General features: G+C 65.0%; 19 protein-coding genes. 11 read left to right on the top strand and 8 right to left on the bottom strand.

Going from position 1 to position 18429, the window contains the following annotated elements:
* The 3 genes from ACYCVF_RS14040 to rpsF form a co-directional block, all read right to left on the bottom strand.
* Nucleotides 1-978, bottom strand: a complete 978-nt coding sequence (locus tag ACYCVF_RS14040; protein WP_459596089.1) for a DUF2232 domain-containing protein — start codon at nt 976-978, stop codon at nt 1-3.
* Nucleotides 979-1107: 129 nt separating this feature from the next.
* Nucleotides 1108-1347, bottom strand: coding sequence for a 30S ribosomal protein S18 (gene rpsR / locus ACYCVF_RS14035; RefSeq protein WP_212371059.1), 240 nt, complete (start codon nt 1345-1347; stop codon nt 1108-1110).
* A gap of 5 nt (nt 1348-1352) precedes the next feature.
* Nucleotides 1353-1820 (bottom strand): 30S ribosomal protein S6, encoded by a 468-nt coding sequence (rpsF, locus tag ACYCVF_RS14030; RefSeq protein WP_456746988.1) that lies wholly within the window; start codon nt 1818-1820, stop codon nt 1353-1355.
* 345 nt (nt 1821-2165) lie between these two features.
* Between rpsF and ACYCVF_RS14025 the strand changes: the two genes are divergently transcribed.
* The 9 genes from ACYCVF_RS14025 (at nt 2166) to gmk (ending at nt 10879) form a co-directional block, all read left to right on the top strand.
* Nucleotides 2166-2870, top strand: a complete 705-nt coding sequence (locus tag ACYCVF_RS14025; RefSeq protein WP_459596088.1) for a TetR/AcrR family transcriptional regulator C-terminal domain-containing protein — start codon at nt 2166-2168, stop codon at nt 2868-2870.
* A gap of 3 nt (nt 2871-2873) precedes the next feature.
* Nucleotides 2874-3899, top strand: coding sequence for a fatty acid desaturase family protein (locus ACYCVF_RS14020; RefSeq protein ID WP_459596087.1), 1026 nt, complete (start codon nt 2874-2876; stop codon nt 3897-3899).
* Nucleotides 3900-4072: 173 nt separating this feature from the next.
* Nucleotides 4073-5032, top strand: a complete 960-nt coding sequence (gene fabD, locus ACYCVF_RS14015) for an ACP S-malonyltransferase (protein WP_459596086.1) — start codon at nt 4073-4075, stop codon at nt 5030-5032.
* Between the two features lie 104 nt (nt 5033-5136).
* Complete coding sequence (gene fabG / locus ACYCVF_RS14010; protein WP_459596085.1) at nt 5137-5874, top strand: 3-oxoacyl-[acyl-carrier-protein] reductase; 738 nt, start codon at nt 5137-5139, stop codon at nt 5872-5874.
* 311 nt (nt 5875-6185) lie between these two features.
* Nucleotides 6186-6425 (top strand): acyl carrier protein, encoded by a 240-nt coding sequence (locus tag ACYCVF_RS14005; protein ID WP_008551805.1) that lies wholly within the window; start codon nt 6186-6188, stop codon nt 6423-6425.
* 107 nt (nt 6426-6532) lie between these two features.
* Nucleotides 6533-7798, top strand: a complete 1266-nt coding sequence (gene fabF, locus ACYCVF_RS14000) for a beta-ketoacyl-ACP synthase II (protein WP_459596084.1) — start codon at nt 6533-6535, stop codon at nt 7796-7798.
* A 125-nt stretch (nt 7799-7923) separates the two neighbouring features.
* Nucleotides 7924-9213: an endolytic transglycosylase MltG gene (mltG, locus tag ACYCVF_RS13995; RefSeq protein ID WP_459596083.1), complete on the top strand. Its 1290-nt coding sequence runs from the start codon at nt 7924-7926 to the stop codon at nt 9211-9213.
* Nucleotides 9214-9328: 115 nt separating this feature from the next.
* The gene (locus ACYCVF_RS13990) at nt 9329-10216 is read left to right on the top strand and encodes a YicC/YloC family endoribonuclease (protein ID WP_459596082.1); all 888 of its coding nucleotides are present in this window, start codon (nt 9329-9331) and stop codon (nt 10214-10216) included.
* A 3-nt stretch (nt 10217-10219) separates the two neighbouring features.
* The gene (gene gmk, locus ACYCVF_RS13985) at nt 10220-10879 is read left to right on the top strand and encodes a guanylate kinase (protein ID WP_459596081.1); all 660 of its coding nucleotides are present in this window, start codon (nt 10220-10222) and stop codon (nt 10877-10879) included.
* Here gmk and ACYCVF_RS13980 read toward each other — a convergent pair.
* The 4 genes from ACYCVF_RS13980 to ACYCVF_RS13965 all read right to left on the bottom strand — a co-directional run bounded on the left by ACYCVF_RS13980 (nt 10812) and on the right by ACYCVF_RS13965 (nt 16444).
* Nucleotides 10812-12053, bottom strand: coding sequence for a hypothetical protein (locus ACYCVF_RS13980; protein ID WP_459596080.1), 1242 nt, complete (start codon nt 12051-12053; stop codon nt 10812-10814). The genes gmk and ACYCVF_RS13980 overlap by 68 nt on opposite strands.
* Before the next feature lie 152 nt (nt 12054-12205).
* The gene (locus tag ACYCVF_RS13975) at nt 12206-12703 is read right to left on the bottom strand and encodes a hypothetical protein (RefSeq protein ID WP_459596079.1); all 498 of its coding nucleotides are present in this window, start codon (nt 12701-12703) and stop codon (nt 12206-12208) included.
* Between the two features lie 30 nt (nt 12704-12733).
* Complete coding sequence (locus tag ACYCVF_RS13970) at nt 12734-14077, bottom strand: caspase family protein (protein ID WP_459596078.1); 1344 nt, start codon at nt 14075-14077, stop codon at nt 12734-12736.
* A 1206-nt stretch (nt 14078-15283) separates the two neighbouring features.
* A complete protein-coding gene (locus ACYCVF_RS13965; protein WP_459596077.1) occupies nt 15284-16444 on the bottom strand; it encodes a helix-turn-helix transcriptional regulator in 1161 nt (386 codons plus the stop codon).
* Nucleotides 16445-16687: 243 nt separating this feature from the next.
* On the opposite strand from ACYCVF_RS13965, the gene ACYCVF_RS13960 reads away from it, so the two are divergent.
* Together ACYCVF_RS13960 and ACYCVF_RS13955 are read left to right on the top strand one after the other, a co-directional pair.
* Nucleotides 16688-17296, top strand: coding sequence for a cupin (locus ACYCVF_RS13960; RefSeq protein WP_459596076.1), 609 nt, complete (start codon nt 16688-16690; stop codon nt 17294-17296).
* Between the two features lie 72 nt (nt 17297-17368).
* A complete protein-coding gene (locus ACYCVF_RS13955; protein WP_459596075.1) occupies nt 17369-17689 on the top strand; it encodes a low affinity iron permease family protein in 321 nt (106 codons plus the stop codon).
* Nucleotides 17690-17709: 20 nt separating this feature from the next.
* On the opposite strand, the gene ACYCVF_RS13950 is transcribed toward ACYCVF_RS13955, so the two are convergent.
* Nucleotides 17710-18411, bottom strand: coding sequence for a Crp/Fnr family transcriptional regulator (locus tag ACYCVF_RS13950; RefSeq protein ID WP_459596074.1), 702 nt, complete (start codon nt 18409-18411; stop codon nt 17710-17712).
* Between the last annotated feature and the right edge of the window lie 18 nt (nt 18412-18429).

The following is an 18429-nucleotide window of genomic DNA, read 5'->3' as shown; positions in this document are numbered from 1 at the left end:
TTAAGGGGTCGGCAGCGGCGGCGGCTGCCGGCTGCGCAGGAAACGCTCGCGGAAACCGAACACGGCATCGGCAAGACCGAGAATCACCATGGCGATCACGGGCCATCCGAACACGACGACCACGGCGTAGGTCGAGCTGAGCCAGAACGTGCGGCTCTTCAGCGCCAGCGTCAGCGTGTGCAGCACGGCGAAACCGGTCAGCGCATAGGCCATCATGAGCGCCGCGGTGATGATCTGGGCCACGATCCCAAGGAGTCCGCCGGTGAAGCAGAACGCGAGTGCGATGCAGAGCGCGACCAGCGTCATCGGCGGCAGCTCCGCTGTCTTCAGATCCGGCCAGGGACGACGCAGCCGGCCCGACGTCGCGGTCACCTTGGCGCTGAGCCAGAGATTCAGCGTGAGCGTCATCATCGCGATGATGGTGGCGGCGGCCGGCACGATGCGCACCAGCGCGTCGACGTACTGGCCGACTTCGCCCGACGTTTGCGGGTCGGTGGAGCGGAGGAGGCGCATCAGCCCGCGTCGCAGCGAGCCGGTAATGCTCTCGGCGTCGGTGCCGAGCGTGAGCAGGGCGGCGATCGTGGTCAGCGTGGCGAAGGCTGCAATCCAGAGCAGGACCCGTCCGACCGGATACCATTCGACATTCGGCTCCGCTGCCGGCTCGGCGCCGCCAGCAGGCGCGACAGGTCCCACCTGCCGGCCGAGCAGGACGAGATGGCCGAGCCACCAGGCGGGCAACGCGACGGTGACGGCGAAGGCGATGCAATAGGGCAGGCCGAACAGGGCGCCGAGTCCGATCGCGGCGGCAATACCGCCGAGGCTGGCGCAAAGCGGTCCCCAGCCGATCGCGGCAACCATCAGCGGCAGAGGCGCGAGATAGAACAGGACGAGCGAGATCAGCGCGCCCGAGATGATCGAGGCGAACATCAGCGCCGACGCAGCGCCGGCGATCAGGGCTATGAGTACAAATGCCATCATCAGCTGTCCCGCTCCCTTCGAGCGGTTAGAGGCATTTCGCCCCAACCATCGGCAACCGGACGACCCGGAAGCCTTATGAATTCAGAAAGTCACGACCGGCGGCGCGACCGCCGCCGGTCGAATGTCGTATCAGCGAATGACGTAGGGCAGGAGGCCCAGGAAGCGCGCGCGCTTGATCGCGCGGGCGAGCTCACGCTGCTTCTTCGCGGACACCGCCGTGATGCGGCTCGGCACGATCTTGCCGCGCTCGGAGACGTAACGCATCAGCAGCTTGGAGTCCTTGTAGTCGATCTTCGGAGCATTGGTGCCCGTGAAGGGGCAGCTCTTGCGACGACGGAAAAACGGGCGACGTGCACCAGCTTCAGCCATTGGTCTTACTCCCCTTCCGTAGTTTCAGCTTCGTCGCGCGGACGACGCGGACCGCGATCACCCCGGAAACCGCCCTCGCGGTCGCCGCGGAAGCCGCCTTCACGCTCGCCGCGGAAGCCGCCGCCACGGTCGTCACGCTCGCGATCGCGATCGGCCTTGCGCATCATCGCGGACGGGCCTTCCTCGAGTTCCTCGACGCGGACGCTGAGATAGCGGATCACGTCTTCGCTGATGCGCTCCTGACGCTCGATCTCGGCGATGGCCGCAGACGGCGCGTCGATGTTGAGCAGTACGAAGTGCGCCTTGCGGTTCTTGTTCATGCGGTAGGTGAGGGAGCGCACGCCCCAATTCTCGGTCTTGGTGATCTTGCCGCCGAGACCTTCGACGATGCCGGTCATCTGCGCAGTCAGCTCTTCGACCTGCTGCGGGCTCGCGTCCTGACGCGCGAGAAAAACATGCTCGTAAAGAGGCATGGACGTCCTTTCCTCATGTTGGCGCATCGCCCGGCGTCAAACCCTTAAGAGGCCTTCGGAAAGGACTCTGGGATCAAGCTCAGAAGGCGGAAACACGGGACGACGGGCCGACTGGCCCTGCCACATCAAAATCACGAATGATTTGCTGAGACCGTCCGTTCAGCTCCCGGCCGGGGTCTGCGGATGCGCGCCTTATACGGATTTTGGCTGGCTTTGCAAGGTTGGAGAGGCAATCTCGACCCCGGTGCTTCCTGGCACGGTGAGGTCAACCCATCCTTCCACACCATCTTCAGCTTGATCTATTTGTTTGTATGACATACAAATAACAGGCAGGAGAGAACCCCGATGGCGGAAACGTCGGCCGGTGCGCCACTTGAGGCGGCAGGCGACCCCAAGCACGCCGTGCGCGCGACGCGGTCGGCGGGCCGCAAAATGAGGTCGCTGCTCCTGGATGCTGCGAGCCCGCTGTTTCGGGAGCGGGGATTGTCCGGCACGGCGATCGCCGACATCGCCGCTGCCGCAGACGCGTTCCCGAGTCAGATCACCTATTACTTCCGCACCAAGGAGGCGCTGTTCGTCGAATGCGCCTGTCGCGATCTGCTGTACCTCGCGCGTGCGACCGAGCAGGCGGCGCTGAACGCCCGCACGCCGCGTGACTACACCCGTGCGCTGGCCGAGACGGTCACCGCGAGCGATTCGGTCGCCTTCTTCGCCGAGGCCCTGACACTGACGCGGCGGCGCCAGGATCTCGCGCCATTGGTCGAGCGCACCATCGAGCGCCTGCAGGGCGAAGGCGCACGGGCCTATGCGAGCCAGGTGGCGCGCCATGGTTGGCGCTCGCTACGTGCGCCCGACGAAAGTTCGCGGCGCTTCTGGGCCGTCGCCATCGGCGTCATTCTCGAAGGCTACGCCATGGGCCGTTCGCCGGATGAATTATGCGCCGAGATGCTGCGCGTGCTCGGCGAGCAGGCGAAATCGACGGGCGATGCTGCGCGCCTGCGTCTGGTCGAGCCGCGCGACGCGACGATCCCTTCGGACGAGGAGAGTTAGGCCATGACCGCGCTTCGCATGCGTGCCCGCGATTTCCTGACCGACGATCAACTGGCCGACGTTCGCCAGCGCGTGACTTGGAAAGGCATTGCGCTGATCGCGCACGCCTGGGCGCTGATATCAGGAGCAATCGCCCTGGTCGCGTGGTGGCCCAATCCGCTCACCTATATTTTCGCAGTCGCCATCATCGGCTCGCGCCAGCTCGGCCTTGCGATCCTGATGCATGACGGTGCGCATGGCTGCCTGTCCGCCGACGAGAAAACCAATCTGGCGCTGAGCCAGTGGTTCTGCGCCTATCCCCTGTTTGCGGAGACGCGCAGCTACCGGCGCTATCACCTTCAGCACCATGCGCGCACGCAGCAGGAGGATGATCCCGACCTCGTGCTATCGGCGCCGTTTCCGATTACGAAGCTGAGCTACCGCCGCAAGTTCATTCGCGACATTACCGGACAGACCGGCTACCAGCAGCGCAAGGCGCAACTGTTCAACGCGCTCGGTCCGAAGGACTGGCCGTGGCGCCAGCGCGCGGCGCATTTTTGGGACAAGCTCGGCCCGCAATGTATGGTCAACGCCGCGATGTTCGCAGCGCTCGCGGCGGCGGGCGTGTGGTGGGCCTATCCGCTGCTGTGGCTGGTGCCGCTCCTGACCTGGATGATGGTCATTACCCGCATCCGCAACATCGCCGAGCACGCCGTTGTCCCCGACAGCAGCGATCCCCTGCGCAACACCCGTACCACGCATGCAAATTTTCTCGAGCGCCTGTTCATTGCGCCGTACTATGTGAACTATCATCTCGAGCATCACCTGCTATTCTACGTGCCCTGCTACAATCTTCCGAAGGTGCATCGCCTGTTGAGCGCGAGCCGGTATGCGGATCGCATGGAAGTGCAGCCGAACTACGCGGCGGTGCTGGGGCTGGCGACGGCAAAGCCGAACCGCGAGGATCGTCCGGGGCAACTCGTCAACAGCGCGCGCCGCGCGCAGGCCGGGGCCGAAGTCGATGGCAACCAGACCGCCGGCGGGTTTTGAGGGAGCGCATTCCCCGTTGAATGCTGGTCGAAGCTCCCGTCTCGGCTTGACAGTGCGGCCCCGGACGGTGTCTACGGCCCCCTTTGGAGCATGATCCGGAACTATGGCCCAAGGCCGTGCGTCATCGGCTGCCGGTTCTCGCAGGGATCATGCCCGACAAGCAGGGAGCGCCGATGACGGCTGCATTCACATTTCCTGGGCAGGGTTCCCAAGCCGTTGGCATGGGCAAGGCCCTCGCCGACGCCTTCCCGGCAGCCCGCGCAGTGTTCGACGAGGTCGATGCCGCGCTTGGCGAGAAGCTGACGGCCATCATCTGGGAAGGGCCGGCCGAAACCCTCCAGCTCACCGAGAACGCGCAGCCGGCGCTGATGGCGGTGTCCATCGCCACCCTGCGCGTGCTCGAGGCTGAGGCTGGTTTTTCCGTGGGACGAGATGCGGCCTTCGTTGCCGGCCACTCGCTCGGTGAATATTCGGCGCTGGCCGCGGCCGGCAGCCTGACGGTTTCGGATACCGCCCGCCTGCTTCGCACGCGCGGTCTCGCAATGCAAAAGGCCGTCCCGGTCGGCGCCGGTGCGATGGCCGCGCTGCTCGGTCTCGACTACGAGGCCGCCATGGAGGTCGCTGGCGAGGCAGCGCAAGGTCAGGTCTGCCAGGCAGCCAATGACAATGGCGGCGGGCAGGTGGTTGTCTCAGGCGACAAGGCTGCGGTCGATCGCGCCGTCGAGATTGCCAAGACCAAGGGCGCCAAGCGCGCGATGCTGCTGCCGGTATCCGCCCCCTTCCATTGCAAGCTGATGCAGCCGGCTGCGGATGCCATGGCAGACGCGCTGGCCACGGTCACGATCAAGGCGCCGGCCGCGCCGCTGGTGTCGAACGTGCTGGCGAGCGCCATCACCGATCCCGACGAGATTCGCCGCCGTCTGGTCGAACAGGTCACCGGCACCGTGCGCTGGCGCGAGTCGGTCGCTTATATGGCCGGGCAGGGCGTCACCCGCTTCTTCGAGATCGGCGCCGGAAAGGTGCTGACCGGTCTCGTCAAACGCATTACGGACGGTGCCGTCGGCATTGCGGTTGGCGGACCGAACGATATTGCTGCCGCCAAGGATGCGTTGGCCGTTGCGAAGCAGGGCTAAAGCGCGATGATTCCTCATCGCGGTTGAGTTTTTCGGTTTACGCACGATCTTTCGGAAAACCGCTGCGCACTTTTCCGGATCGTGCTTTGGAGGAGTTGTTATCGATGTTCGATCTGACTGGCCGAAAGGCGCTCGTCACCGGCGCGACCGGCGGCATCGGCGGGGCGATCGCGCAGGCGCTGCACGCGCAGGGGGCCACTGTCGCGATATCAGGAACGCGGAAGGACGTGCTGGACGAGCTTGCGGGCAAGCTCGGCGAGCGTGCCCATGTGCTGCCCTGCAATCTTTCCAAGGCCGATGAGGTCGAGGCCTTGGTGCCGGCTGCGGAAGCGGCGATGGGCCAGGTCGACATTCTCATCGCCAATGCCGGTATCACGCGCGACAATCTCTTCGTGCAACTGCGTGACGAGGACTGGGACGAGGTCATCAACGTCAATCTGACCGCGACCTTCCGCCTCGCGCGTGCCGCGACCAAGCTGATGATGCGCAAGCGCTTCGGCCGCATCATCGCCATCACCTCGGTGGTCGGCGTCACCGGCAATCCGGGGCAGGGCAACTATACTGCATCGAAGGCGGGCCTGATCGGCATGATCAAGACGTTGGGCGCCGAATACGCCAAGCGTGGCGTCACCGCCAACTGCATCGCACCGGGCTTCATCAAGACGCCGATGACGGACGCGCTCAACGACAAGCAGCGTGAAACGATTCTAACCAAGGTTCCGGCGGCCCGCCTGGGGACGCCCGAAGACATCGCGGCCGCCGCTGTTTACCTGAGCTCGAACGAAGCATCCTATGTCACCGGGCAAACTATCCACGTCAACGGCGGCATGGCCATGATCTGATGCCTCGTTGCCGCACCGCCCGTCAGGCCGGTGCCGGATGAGGCAAACGGCCGTTTCCGGAGCGAAATGAGGCTTGTAGTCAAGGCAATTGAAGTATGATAACCGGACCTTCAACGGATGGGCAAAGAACGCCATTGCAGGTTTTTGAAACCCTGTATATTGGCGATGCGGAGCCTTTGGCCGTCGTTCGCCGGGCCTGCATCGGTTAGGATGGGCCAAATCAAGTTCGTAAGCGAAGGCAGTCAAACGACCACGACGGCTCGTATCGTCCCGGGGGGTCGGGTCTACAGGGAACAACACGAGGTTAAGCAATGAGTGACATTGGCGAGCGGGTTAAGAAGATCGTGGTCGAACACCTTGGTGTTGAGCCCGAGAAGGTTGTCGACAACGCGAGCTTCATCGACGACCTCGGCGCCGACAGTCTGGACACCGTCGAGCTGGTGATGGCGTTCGAAGAGGAATTCGGTTGCGAGATTCCGGACGACGCTGCGGAAACGATTCTCACCGTGGGCGACGCCACGAAGTTTCTCGAGAAGAACGCGAAGAGCTGACGCTCTTCATTTCGCGGGGACAACATTGAAACCGGACGGGCCGTTTCGCAGCGGTCAGCCGGTTTCTTGTTATTGGCCGTGAATCTTTCGATGCGGAGTTTTCGGATATGAGGCGGGTCGTCGTCACGGGTCTCGGCATGGTCTCGCCACTCGGCTGTGGCGTAGAGCCGACCTGGAAGCGCATCCTGAACGGCGAAAGCGGCGCGCGCAGGATCGAGAGATTCGACGCTTCCGATCTTCAGACCAAGATCGCCTGCACGGTCGTGCGCGGCGACGGTACGAACGACAGCTTCAATCCCGACAAGTGGATGGAGCCGAAGGACCAGCGCAAGGTCGACGACTTCATCATCTTCGGCATGGCCGCAGCCGGCCAGGCGCTCGACGACGCCAACTGGCACCCGGAGTCCGAAGAGGACAAGTGTGCGACCGGCACCATGATCGGGTCCGGCATCGGCGGCCTCAACGGCATCGCCGACACCGCAATCCTCTTGAAGGAGCGCGGCCCGCGCCGGGTGTCGCCGTTCTTCATTCCCGGACGTCTGATCAATCTCGCCTCCGGCTACGTCTCGATCGCGCACGGGCTGAAAGGGCCGAACCATTCAGTGGTCACGGCCTGCTCGACCGGCGCACACGCGGTCGGCGATGCCGCGCGCATGATCGCGTTGGGCGATGCGGACGTCATGGTCGCAGGCGGCGCCGAGTCGCCGATCAGCCGCATCGGCATTGCCGGCTTCAACGCCGCGCGCGCGCTCTCGACCGGTTTCAATGAAACACCAGAGAAGGCCTCGCGTCCCTACGACAAGGACCGCGACGGTTTCGTGATGGGCGAGGGGGCCGGCGTCCTGGTGCTGGAAGAGCTCGAGCACGCCAGGCGCCGTGGCGCGAGGATCTACGCCGAGGTGATCGGCTATGGCCTGTCGGGCGATGCCTATCACATCACCTCGCCGTCGCCCGACGGCGATGGCGGTTTCCGCAGCATGTTGGCGGCGCTGAAGCGCGCCGGCCTCACCGCATCCGATCTCGACTACATCAATGCGCACGGCACTTCGACGCCGCTCGGTGACGAGATCGAGCTCGGCGCGGTCGAGCGTCTGCTCGGCAATGCCGCTTCCAAGGTGGCGATGTCCTCGACCAAGTCGTCGACCGGCCATCTTCTCGGCGCGGCCGGCGCGATCGAAGCGATCTTCGCTATTCTCGCGATTCGCGATAATGTCGTGCCGCCAACGATCAATCTCGACAACCCGTCGGTCGAGACCGCGATTGATCTCGTGCCGCACAAGGCGAAGCAGCGCGAGGTCAACGTCGCATTGTCGAATTCTTTCGGTTTTGGCGGTACCAACGCGTCGGTGATCGTCCGGCGCTTGGTCAGTTAGTTGCGTTTGAGACGAATCCACCGTTTTGCCGCATTCGGCGATAGTCATGGACGTGGGCGCGTGCATTTTGGCAGGGCAAGCGATTGTCGGGCCGCGATTGAACCGGCAGGATTCAGGTTGTTTCGATGAGTGAAAGGCCGCCCATTTCACCCCGGAGTCCGCGGGCAGCGCTCGAGCCCGAGCAACTCCCGCCGCCGCCCAAGCGATCGGACCGCGCGCGCAATCCGTTCGTGATCGTCGGCAATGCCATCATCACCCTGCTGCTGATCTCCATGCTCGGCGCGGGCGGCATCTATTACTACGGCCGGCAATTGCTGGAAGCACCCGGGCCGCTCAGGGAAGACAAGATCGTCAACATCCCGCAGCGGGCGGGCAAGCGCGACATCGCCGAGACGCTGAACCGGGAAGGCGTCACCGACGTCAATCCATGGGTGTTCATCGCCAGCGTCGCCGCTCTGAAGGCGAGCTCGGACCTCAAGCCGGGCGAGTACTCGTTCCAGAAGAGCGCGTCGCTTCGCGACGTCATCGCCACCATCGTCGAGGGCAAGGTGGTGCAGCATGCCGTCACGATTCCGGAGGGCCTGACCTCCGAGCAGATCGTGGCGCGGCTGTCCGACAACGACATCTTCACCGGCAGCGTGCGCGAGCTGCCGCGCGAAGGCACGCTGTTGCCGGAAACCTACAAATTCCCGCGCGGCACCCCACGCGAGCAGGTGGTCCAGCGCATGCAGCAGGCGCACAAGCGCGTGCTGGCCGAGATCTGGGAGCGCCGCAACCAGGACATTCCGGTCAAGACGCCGGAGCAGCTCGTCACGCTGGCATCCATCGTCGAGAAGGAAACCGGCAAACCGGACGAGCGCAGCCGCGTCGCCGCGGTGTTCGTCAACCGGTTGAAGCAGAGGATCAAGCTGCAGTCGGATCCGACGATCATCTACGGCCTCGTCGGCGGCAAGGGCACGCTGGGCCGTCCGATCAAGCGCAGCGAGATCACGCAGCCCTCGCCCTACAACACCTACGTCATCGACGGCCTGCCGCCGGGCCCGATCTCCAATCCGGGCCGCGCCTCGCTCGAGGCCGCCGCCAACCCGGCGCGCACCCGCGATCTCTATTTCGTCGCGGACGGCACCGGCGGGCACTCCTTCACCGAGACCTACGACGCGCACCAGAAGAACGTCGCAAAGCTCCGTGCGCTGGAGAAGCAGATCCAGAACGACACGGTCGAGCCGCCCGAGGACGCGCAGCCGCCGGCGGCCAGCGCGCCGGCCGCCGCCGATGCGCCGACCGCGACCGCACCGGCGCGCCCGAACCAGCAGAAAAGGCCGGCGACGCGCCCGGCCAATCCAGCCACTCCCGCCAATCCCGCGCCGGGAAGGCAAGGCGCGGTGCAGTCCTCGCCGCCGGTGGTCCAGCGCTAGGCTTGCGCGCGGACCTGCCTGTGGACATTGCGGATTCCACTTTCCGGCAAAATAGTCTTAAGATTCGCGTGGCTTGATGGCCTCGCGAATCCCGTGTTCTGGAGAATTTGAACTGATGGCTCTGTCGTCCATGACCGGCTTTGCCCGAAGCCACGGCGCGAGCGGGCCGTACACGTTCGAATGGGAACTGAAGTCGGTCAACGCCAAGGGCTTTGACCTCAGGGTGCGGTTGCCGCAGGGGTTCGACGAGCTCGAGGCTCACGCCAAGAAGCGCGCCGGAGAGCTGCTGTCGCGCGGCACGGTCTACGCCAATCTCAACGTCAAGCGCGCCAACGCCGCCGCCACGGTGCGCGTGAACGAGGACGTGCTCAACGCAGTCCTGAAGGCGGCCGTGTTGATCTCCGGCAAGGTCGACGCGGTGGCGCCGAGCATCGACGGCCTGCTCGCCATCAAGGGCGTCGTCGAGGTCGCCGAGCCCGAAGGCGACGAGGAGGAGGACAAGGCCGCGCGGGCCGCTGCAGCCGACGCATTCGACAAGGCGCTCGCCGACCTCGTCGAGATGCGCAAGCGCGAGGGCACGTCGCTGGGGCAGATCCTGACCCAGCGCGTCGACGAGATCGAGCAGCTCGCCACCAAGGCCGAGGCCGCACCCGGCCGCAAGCCGGAGGCGATCAAGGCCAAGCTCGCCGAGCAGATCGCGACCCTGCTCGACACCTCCGACCGCTTCGATTCAGACCGGCTGATGCAGGAAGCGATCCTGATCGCGACCAAGGCCGACATCCGCGAGGAGCTCGACCGCATCGCCTCGCACATCGCACAGGCGCGCGAGCTGATCGGCAAGGGCGGCCCGATCGGGCGCAAGCTCGATTTCCTGGCGCAGGAGTTTCACCGGGAAGTCAACACCTGCTGCTCGAAGTCGAACGACATCGAGCTGACCAACACCGGGCTGGCCATGAAGAACGTGGTCGAGCAGTTCCGCGAGCAGGTCCAGAATCTGGAGTGATCGATGACGACGGGCGGTCACGGAACTGACGGTCTCGAACGGCGTGGACTGATGTTCGTGCTGTCCTCGCCGTCGGGCGCGGGCAAGACGACGCTGTCGCGTCTCCTGATCGAGCGGATGCCCGGCTTGAAAATGTCGGTGTCCGCAACGACGCGGCCGATGCGTCCGGGCGAGGTCAACGGCAAGGATTATTCCTTCGTCGACAAGGCCACGTTCGACGCGATGGTGAAGGCCGACGAGCTCCTGGAATGGGCGACCGTGTTCGACAACAGCTACGGCACGCCGCGCGGCCCGGTAGAGGCGGCGCTTTCGGCGGGACAGGACGTGCTGTTCGACATCGACTGGCAGGGCACGCAGCAGCTGCGCCAGAAGGCGCGCGCCGACGTCGTCAGCGTCTTCATCCTGCCGCCTTCGGCAGCCGACCTCGAGAGGCGCCTGCACTCACGGGCGCAGGATTCCGACGAGGTGATCCGCAAGCGGATGAGCCGCGCCAGCCACGAGATGAGCCACTGGGCCGAGTACGACTACATCGTGATCAACCACGACGTCGACGAGGCCTTCTCCGAGGTGCAGTCGATCCTGAAGGCCGAGCGCCTCAAGCGCGAGCGGCAGATTGGCCTCGTAGGCTTCGTGCGAAATTTGCAAGGTCAGCTTCAAGGTTAGGCCGCGACAGGCGCGGCCCTTCCTTCGCCAGCTGTTCCAGCATCGTCGTGATGACGTCGATGTCGACGGCCTCCGTGTCGTCGCGATCAGCCGCCGGCTCTGCGCGGTGTTCGCCGATCTCGTTCGTGGCGAGTTTGGGCGCTGTGGCCACGACCTCGAATTTCCTGTCGAACGCTTTGTCGAACGTCTTGGGCTCGACCTCGCTGCTTTTGAGCTGGGCGTGGCCTGCGGCCGGAGTGGTAGCAGCCGGCTTTCGCGCGTCGATCAGATTGATCTCGCGGCCGAGCGTCGCAAGCTTGGTCACCTGCTTTGTCGCCTTCCGCGCTTGCGGACGAGCCGCATCGAAGTCGACCGGCCGCGGCGGATGGGCGTCAGCCGTCGGTGCAGCGTGCCAGGGCGCGCGGCTTGCATCCTGCTGCTGCGGCTCCCAATCGTCCCAATAGCTGTGACGGTCCGCGGAGTGGACGCGGACGCGCCCGCCGGCGAAGCGATAGATGACGCTGGCGAGGATGCCGGCCAGCGCCAACGCGCCGCCGATCACGAGCAGCAGCATCTGGAGCGAGCCGGTCGGCTTGTCGACTGTGCTGTCAGCGGCAGCGAGCGCCACGGGGGAAAGCGATTTGGATGGTTTTGCCGGCTGCGCGGCTGCGACCGCGGCAGGTGCCGGCTGCGTCGCCGGCGGAGCGGACGCCGTGGGGACATCTGGCCAGGGCGCGGCGGGCTGGGGGGCGTTGCCGTCGGTCGTCTGGTCCGCAGAGTGTTGCGTCGGCGTGGCGGCTGGAGCTTGTGCGAGAGCGCTTGGCGTCTTGGGGGCTGCACCGCTGCTCGGCGGCGCGAGATATTCGGCGCGCGCGTCCTGCACCGTGTGCTGCTGCGGCGCCGGGGCATCCGCTGTCGGCGTATCGCTCGTGGCCTGTGCGGTCTGCGCGGCTTTCGCACCATTCTTGTCGGCCGCGGCGCGCAGATACCAGCATTGACGCTTGGTCGAACGCTCGAGGCGATAGTACCAGTGCTGCCCCTGCGGCGCTGCGCCCTTCGGCGAGGTGAGGCACTCGGCGGCCGCGTTGGCGGTGCTCGATGCGCTCGGCGCGTTCTGCGACAGGGCGGCCAGTGGTGCGCCGGCAATGATGCTGCCTACAAGCGCAGATACGAATTTTGCGGTGCGGTTGCCCATCCTGGTCTCCCGTTTACGCATGACGCAACTCTCAACCAGTCCCTTCTCGTCAAAGAGTTGGGTGGCAATGAGCCGCAAATCCGGAGAGGATGTGGCTTGAATCGGGCCTGCGCGACGCTCATTCCGCCGCGGATTCAGGGCATGGCCCGCCTTTATTGCTTGGCTGAGGTCCAGGTTCCCCCGCAGCCGTCGGAGCGACGCCACGTACCGGAACCGCTTCGGCCGGAGAGGCGGCCTGCCCCGGTGAAGGTGACACCCTGGCCCTGGCCGCGGGTGCTGACCGAGCCGCTCGGGCTGACCGTTCCGCTCACGCCTTCACCGATGACCTTCCCGGAGGTGACGACGACTGCGCCGCTCGTCGAGCCGCCGCAGCCGACGCTGGTGACGATCCAGGCGCCGTCAAAGCCCCCGCCACCTCCACCACCTCCGCCGCTTCTTCGCGAGGACGAGCGCGGTTCTTCGGCAGGCTTGCTCCGGCGTGAGGTCGGTGCCGGCTCGGCCGAGCGGTCCGACCGCGAGCCGGATAGCGATTTCTCGTCATTGCCGATCGAGCCGCCGGCGCTGCCGGACTGGCCGAAGGCGGAAGGGAGGACGAAGGCGAGGTTGAGGAGACAGGCGAGGGCAATCGTGCGCACGGCGGCGTTGGGCATGGGCAGGCAATCCAAAAATGAAAAAGGGCATCAGCGGCCGGAGCCGTCGGCACAGACGGATCCGATAATGCGGCAAGCTTTGCCAGCCTTGCCGCATTCGTCAAGCGCGGCTTCCTTCGCGCGCTGCACGCTGTCGCGCTGGACAAGCGACCACGACTTGTCGGAGATGGCGAAGGCACCGCAGCTTCTGCCGTAGAACGAGAGTTCGATCGGGCATTTGGCGCCGCCGCAATTGCCGCGCGCATCCGCCACGGCCGCCCGCCGCGAGGCGTGGTTCCACGATATCCCCCATTTGCTGCTATCAGGCCCGTAGACGATCGAGCCCCAGGGCTTCAGATCCTCCATCCTGCGCATCCGCAGCAGCAGGCCCTCGGTCGCTTCGCCCGTTGGCGTCATGGAGATCCGCTGTTGGAGCTTCGTAATGGCGCGCGTCAGGCCGTCGGGTGTATCGGGGTCGAAATTGAGCTCGTAGAGCCGCTCGCTGAGTTCGCTCAGCAGCACGGCATCGCGCAAGGGAACGCGGTCGGGATCGGCGCGCAGGCGTTCCGCCGGCAGCGGATCGGGCCGCATCGTGGCGACCTGCGGCGGGGCGGCTTGCGTCGGCGGGACGAAATAGAAGGTACCGTCGATCGGCGAGGACGAGACCCAGGGCTGCTGCGCGCCCGCGGTGGCGCGCTTCACCGCGAGGCCGACCTGGTTGAAGGTCTGGAACACGTCGAGGCCCGCGACCCGGATCGTTGTTGCCAGGGCCTTGGTATAGGGGCTGTGGCCGTCGCTGCCGTCCTGGGCGACGTTGCCGGGCTGGGTCGCATAGGAAATCAGTGTGCCCTCGGGCGCGCGCATCTGTGCAAGGCCGCCGTCCGATGCGCGCAGGCCTCGCGAGCCGAAGGGGTTGTTGCGGCAGGCATCGAGGATCACGAGATTGAGGCGCGTACCGGAGCCCTGCATCTGGCGCAGCACGAGGTTGACGTCGGTCATCTGGAAATCGACATCGGCCTCGCGGGTCGGGTTGGCGCCGACGGGCACGAGGTAGTTGGAGCCCGCGACCTGTACGCCGTGGCCGGCATAATAGAACAATGCGACGTCGGCACCCTGGACCTGTCGCCCGAAGTTCTGCACCGCGAGGTCCATCGCGCTCTTGTCGAGATCGAGCTGGGCGCGCCCGCCGACCAGCGTGAAGCCGAGAGCGCCGAGCGTCTCCGCCATCAGGCTCGCGTCCCTCGACGGGTTGTCGAGCGGGGTGATGTTCTTGTAGGCGGAGTTGCCCACCACGAGCGCGATGCGCTTCTCGGCCGAGGCTGGTTGCATGGCGGCAAGCGATGCCGCGACCAGTGCCGCCAGCCCCGCAACGCGATTGAAAATCCTCGCGCGCATCAAAAATCCCCAAAGCAATGGCGTTAGTCTAACACCCCGGCGTGCAGGCGAAAAGCAGCGCGGCGGCCTGTGCCCGTGCGAGGGACCATGCCCAGGCGATCTCGCGGCGCGTTTCGCCCGAGTCTTGCTTCGTCACATCGCCCGATGGAGGCCAAAGGGCGCAGGGAAGGCCGGGCGCCGGCGGCACCCGCAGATCCGTGCGCCATAGAAATGCACACGGGGTGGATCACGGATTGGCCGAACGCTCGGCCTTCCCTGCGCGGCTGGTTTTAACGGTGTCCTTCGTGCTCTCCTCGGGGAGCGATGCACTATTGCCCCCGTCGCCTTGCAGATGGCTGATGCGCGCACCCGGTCGGGCCGCCACATCACCGCAAGCCTTGACGCACAGACCCCGGGCGTCAGGACCACACGACTTCTCCGTCCGCGGACGGTCCCGCCTCAATGCCCGAGGGCTTGCGTGTGCTCGCCCCCGGCACAGACGAGACCGCTGTTACGGCGCCGTGTCGTATCGCGTCTGCGCGATGCCTCACGGTTGCCCGCCCTGTCATCACGCTGATCCGCGCCGGCGCTGCCGCGTCCACCGCCACCCGGCCCGCATCTCGTGACGATCGCGAAGCGCCCCTTTGGCAGGGCCGGGATGACGTGGATATGCCATAAAACCGAAATTCGGAAAAGTAAAATGTTTTTACGCCGAGGGATTGACGAGCTGTTTTGCCCGACGCCTCGGTCGGTCAACGTCGGTTGAGCCAGACGCAGCTCAATGAGGGCTTCGTTATACAGGAAGTCGCGACCGGTAGGGCGCGGTCAGAAGCAGCATGAAAAGTGCTCTTTCAGCTTGGTACTTTGCGGCAGGTCGACTTGGTTCCCGCCCGTGCACCACGACTGCTCCCTCGCTTGTGCAGATGCTCCAGGTCCATTTTCTTCTGCGCTGCACCAAGATCACTTCGAATATCGAAAACGCCGGTCTGACCATCGCTGCCGCTTCTCGTCAAACATCCAACTTGGACAGACTTGAACCCGGAGGGCCGACTTATGTCTTCACCCATTTGGGTGAAGAGGAGCTTGCGTGACTCAGGCACGTCTGATCCAGCCCGGCGCGTGCCATAACGAGGACAGGCGATCAAAAGCCCAAGGGAGTTCACGCCGCGCGAGAAGCCAGCGTAAGATTATCCTGGTCTGATCCACGCTTTGCGGATGCATAACAGTCTAGTCGCCGCGCAATGCCTTGCCGGCGAGCAGGCTGACGAGCTCCTGCTGACGCGATAGACCGGTCTTTGAAAGCACGGCTTTGAGCTGCGTGCGTACTGTCTCTCGCGCTACGCCGATTGCTGCGGCGAGCGCGTCGAGCGATTCCGCCTGTGCAACGCCACGCGCTACCTGGGCCTCTGCCGGCGTCAGGTCGAACAGCCCTTGCAGAACTTCCGCAGTCGGTACCGCGCCGCGATCGACTGGAGTCACGACGAGCATGAAAGTGGCTCGAGTGAAGATATCGCGTGCCAATCCGCGCACGGGGATGACATGCAGGACCATCGGCACGCGATCCATCGCCGCTGCGATGGCAACGGAGTTGACCATCCGACTGTTGCCGGCGAACGAAGTCGCCAGCGCTGCCAAGAACAACCCGTCCGCGGCAGCATCGGTCAAAGTCAACCGTTCGGCGCGATCGTGGAATAGCGACGGCATGAGTGCTTCGAACAGGCCGTTTGCCGTCAGCAATCGGCCACCTTCGCGCAATATCGCTCCGGGGAGCCCGATCGCCTGCAACGCATCGGCCTGCGCGCGAGCGCGTTCGAAGCCAAGCCGGTTTGCGGTCAGGGATGCGCGAGCCAGATGCGGCCTCAAGTCATCAAGGACCTGGACGATGTTGCGCGGCACCGGTCCATTGTCCTGGTGCCGCGGCATGACTATCGCAATCGAATCTCCGCTCGGTATTGGGATGATTGTTCCGGCTCTGTAGCCAATTCCGTGCCTGCGGTAGAAATTGCAATACACGTCATTGGTCGCAATCTCCTCCTCCGACAGAAGGTCTCCATCATTGAGGAAGCCAGCATAGTTCAGAGCGGCGGCACGCGGCAGCAACGGATCGCGCTCGCTCCATCCCTCCTTCAGGAAAAGAGGCATCGTCTGATCGTGATTAGCGGAATTGACCGCACTGACATAGCCGTCGCGTACTGCGAAAAGCAGGCCGCCATTCCCGCCGATAGCGATACCGATCTCATTGAGGACCTCGGGCCACAATGAGGGTATCAGCCCGGCCTCGTAGATGCGGTCAATCAGTTGATCGAGATGCCCAGATCCACTCATGCGCAGTGCGAAAGAGCCAATGACGCAATTATAGCTGGATGCCCTAGCGACGCAATCAGCCATATGGAGGGAGCCTCCGGAGGCTCCTATGGAACGAGCCGGCTCGCCAAATCCCTGCCGCGGTGGTCGCCCGGGTGGCGCGGCGGCGAGCCAGCGGCTCGGCTTGCGGCACGATTTCCTTCGAGCCGGAGTCCTGCATTGCTCAGCCGGCGGCAGCTTGACGGATTGAGTCCTTCTTCCATGAGGCCCGTTCCACCTCGAAACTTCTCACCTCTGCCGCCGTTGAATCGCGGCTGAGGAGAAAGCATGCCGGTCAAGGATCAGATCAAGAATTTTGCCAAGAAGCTCGTGGAAGACCATCCCGATGCGGCAACTTTGCGGGTGCGGGCGCGGAAGCCGGCAGCCATCCATTTTCGCGACGATGGAATCGTGCCGAACAATCCGAAGCTTCCGCTGCTGTTCTATCGCGGCGCGGTGAATCTGAAGCCCGGGCGTTTTCCGCCGGAGGTCATCATCGACACGCTGTTCGACACGAACGGCTGGGGCCGGTCGTGGCGCGACACCGTGTACGACTTCGTCCATTATCATTCGCAGATCCACGAAGTGATGGGCGTGGCGCGCGGCTCCGCCAGGATCGAGTGCGGCGGCATCAAGGGGCGCATCCTGAATGTGAAGGCCGGCGACGTTCTGATCCTGCCCGCGGGCACGGGACACCGGCTGATCGAGTCCAGCCGGGACTTTCTGGTCGTCGGAGCCTACCCGCAGGACGGCACGTACGACGAGTGCACCGACACGCGGGAGCGTCCCGACGCGGTCAAGCGCATCGCCAAGGTCCGCAAGCCGAAGACCGATCCGGTGCTGGGGTCCGGCGGTCCGCTGCTCGAACACTGGCGGCCGCATTCGTCGCGATCCTAGAGCAAGAGGCGACTGGAGCGACACGTCCTCAGCTTTTCCGGGAACGGCGGTGCCCTACGCGAGTTGCCGCGCATGGCTCTGCCCAAGTCAAAAGGCTGGCTCACCGAGATCGGCGTCGCCACGTCCCGCCCGGCCGCGTTCGCGGTGTTCCTGGCCTATGGCGTGGCCTGGATCACCTTGGGCAATGGACTCGAATGGCACTCGTTCGCGACGCTGGCGACGTGGGGCATGACGCTGGTGATCCAGCGCGCCGAGCACCGCGACACCCAGGCGATCCACGCCAAGCTCGATGAGCTGCTCAAGGTGGCCGGCCGCGACCACGTCATGAAGGTCGACGACGAGGACGCCGAGGAGGTCGAGTCCCAACGGGAGGAGATTCGACGGACGAGCTAGTGCCTCGTATGCCGCCGCGCTCAGCTCAGATAGTCAGGCCTGAAATCCGCAAGCTTGCGCAGCTCGTCGGGCTGCAGCAGCTCGATCTCGCTGCCCTCCCACGCGATCAGCCCGCGATGCCTCAGCTCCTGGATGGTACGGTTGACGTGGACGATCGACAGCCCGCAGGCATCCGCAACGTGCCGCTGCGTCATTGGCATCTGGAAACTGCCGTCCTTGACGAGGCCGACGATTTCCAGCCTCGCTGAGAGCTCGCAGATGAGATGCGCGACCTTGGGCAGCGCCGCCTGGGCGCCGAGGCGCGCGATCCACTGCCGCGAGATCGCCGCGTCGATCAGCGTTTCGCGCCAGAAGGCGTGGGTCAAGTGGATGGAGCTGTCGAGAAGCTGGCGAAGCTGGCCATGCGCGACGGAGCCGACGATGGTCGGGCCGAGCCCGACCAGGTCCGCATCCAGCGGCGACACCAGCAGCGTGTGCAGGCACGGCATGTCGCCGGGAACGTGAAACGCGAGGGTCTGGCTGCGATCGCCGACGATGCGGGACTGGTAAAGGAAACCGCTGACGACGAAGACGCACCGTGAAGCGGTCTCACCCTGCCGCAGCACGATCTCGCCATCCGCGACCTGGCGCAGTGTGGACGGCAAGCCGGCGATTTGCCGGCGTTCCTGCTCGGAAAGTCCTTCGATCGTCTGGAGGCGCGCGAGAAACTTGGGATGCGGCATGAGAATCGTGTGCGCGCT

The sequence above is a fragment of the Bradyrhizobium cedriense genome (assembly GCF_054602315.1).
This window is presented reverse-complemented; position numbering and strand designations above follow the sequence as displayed.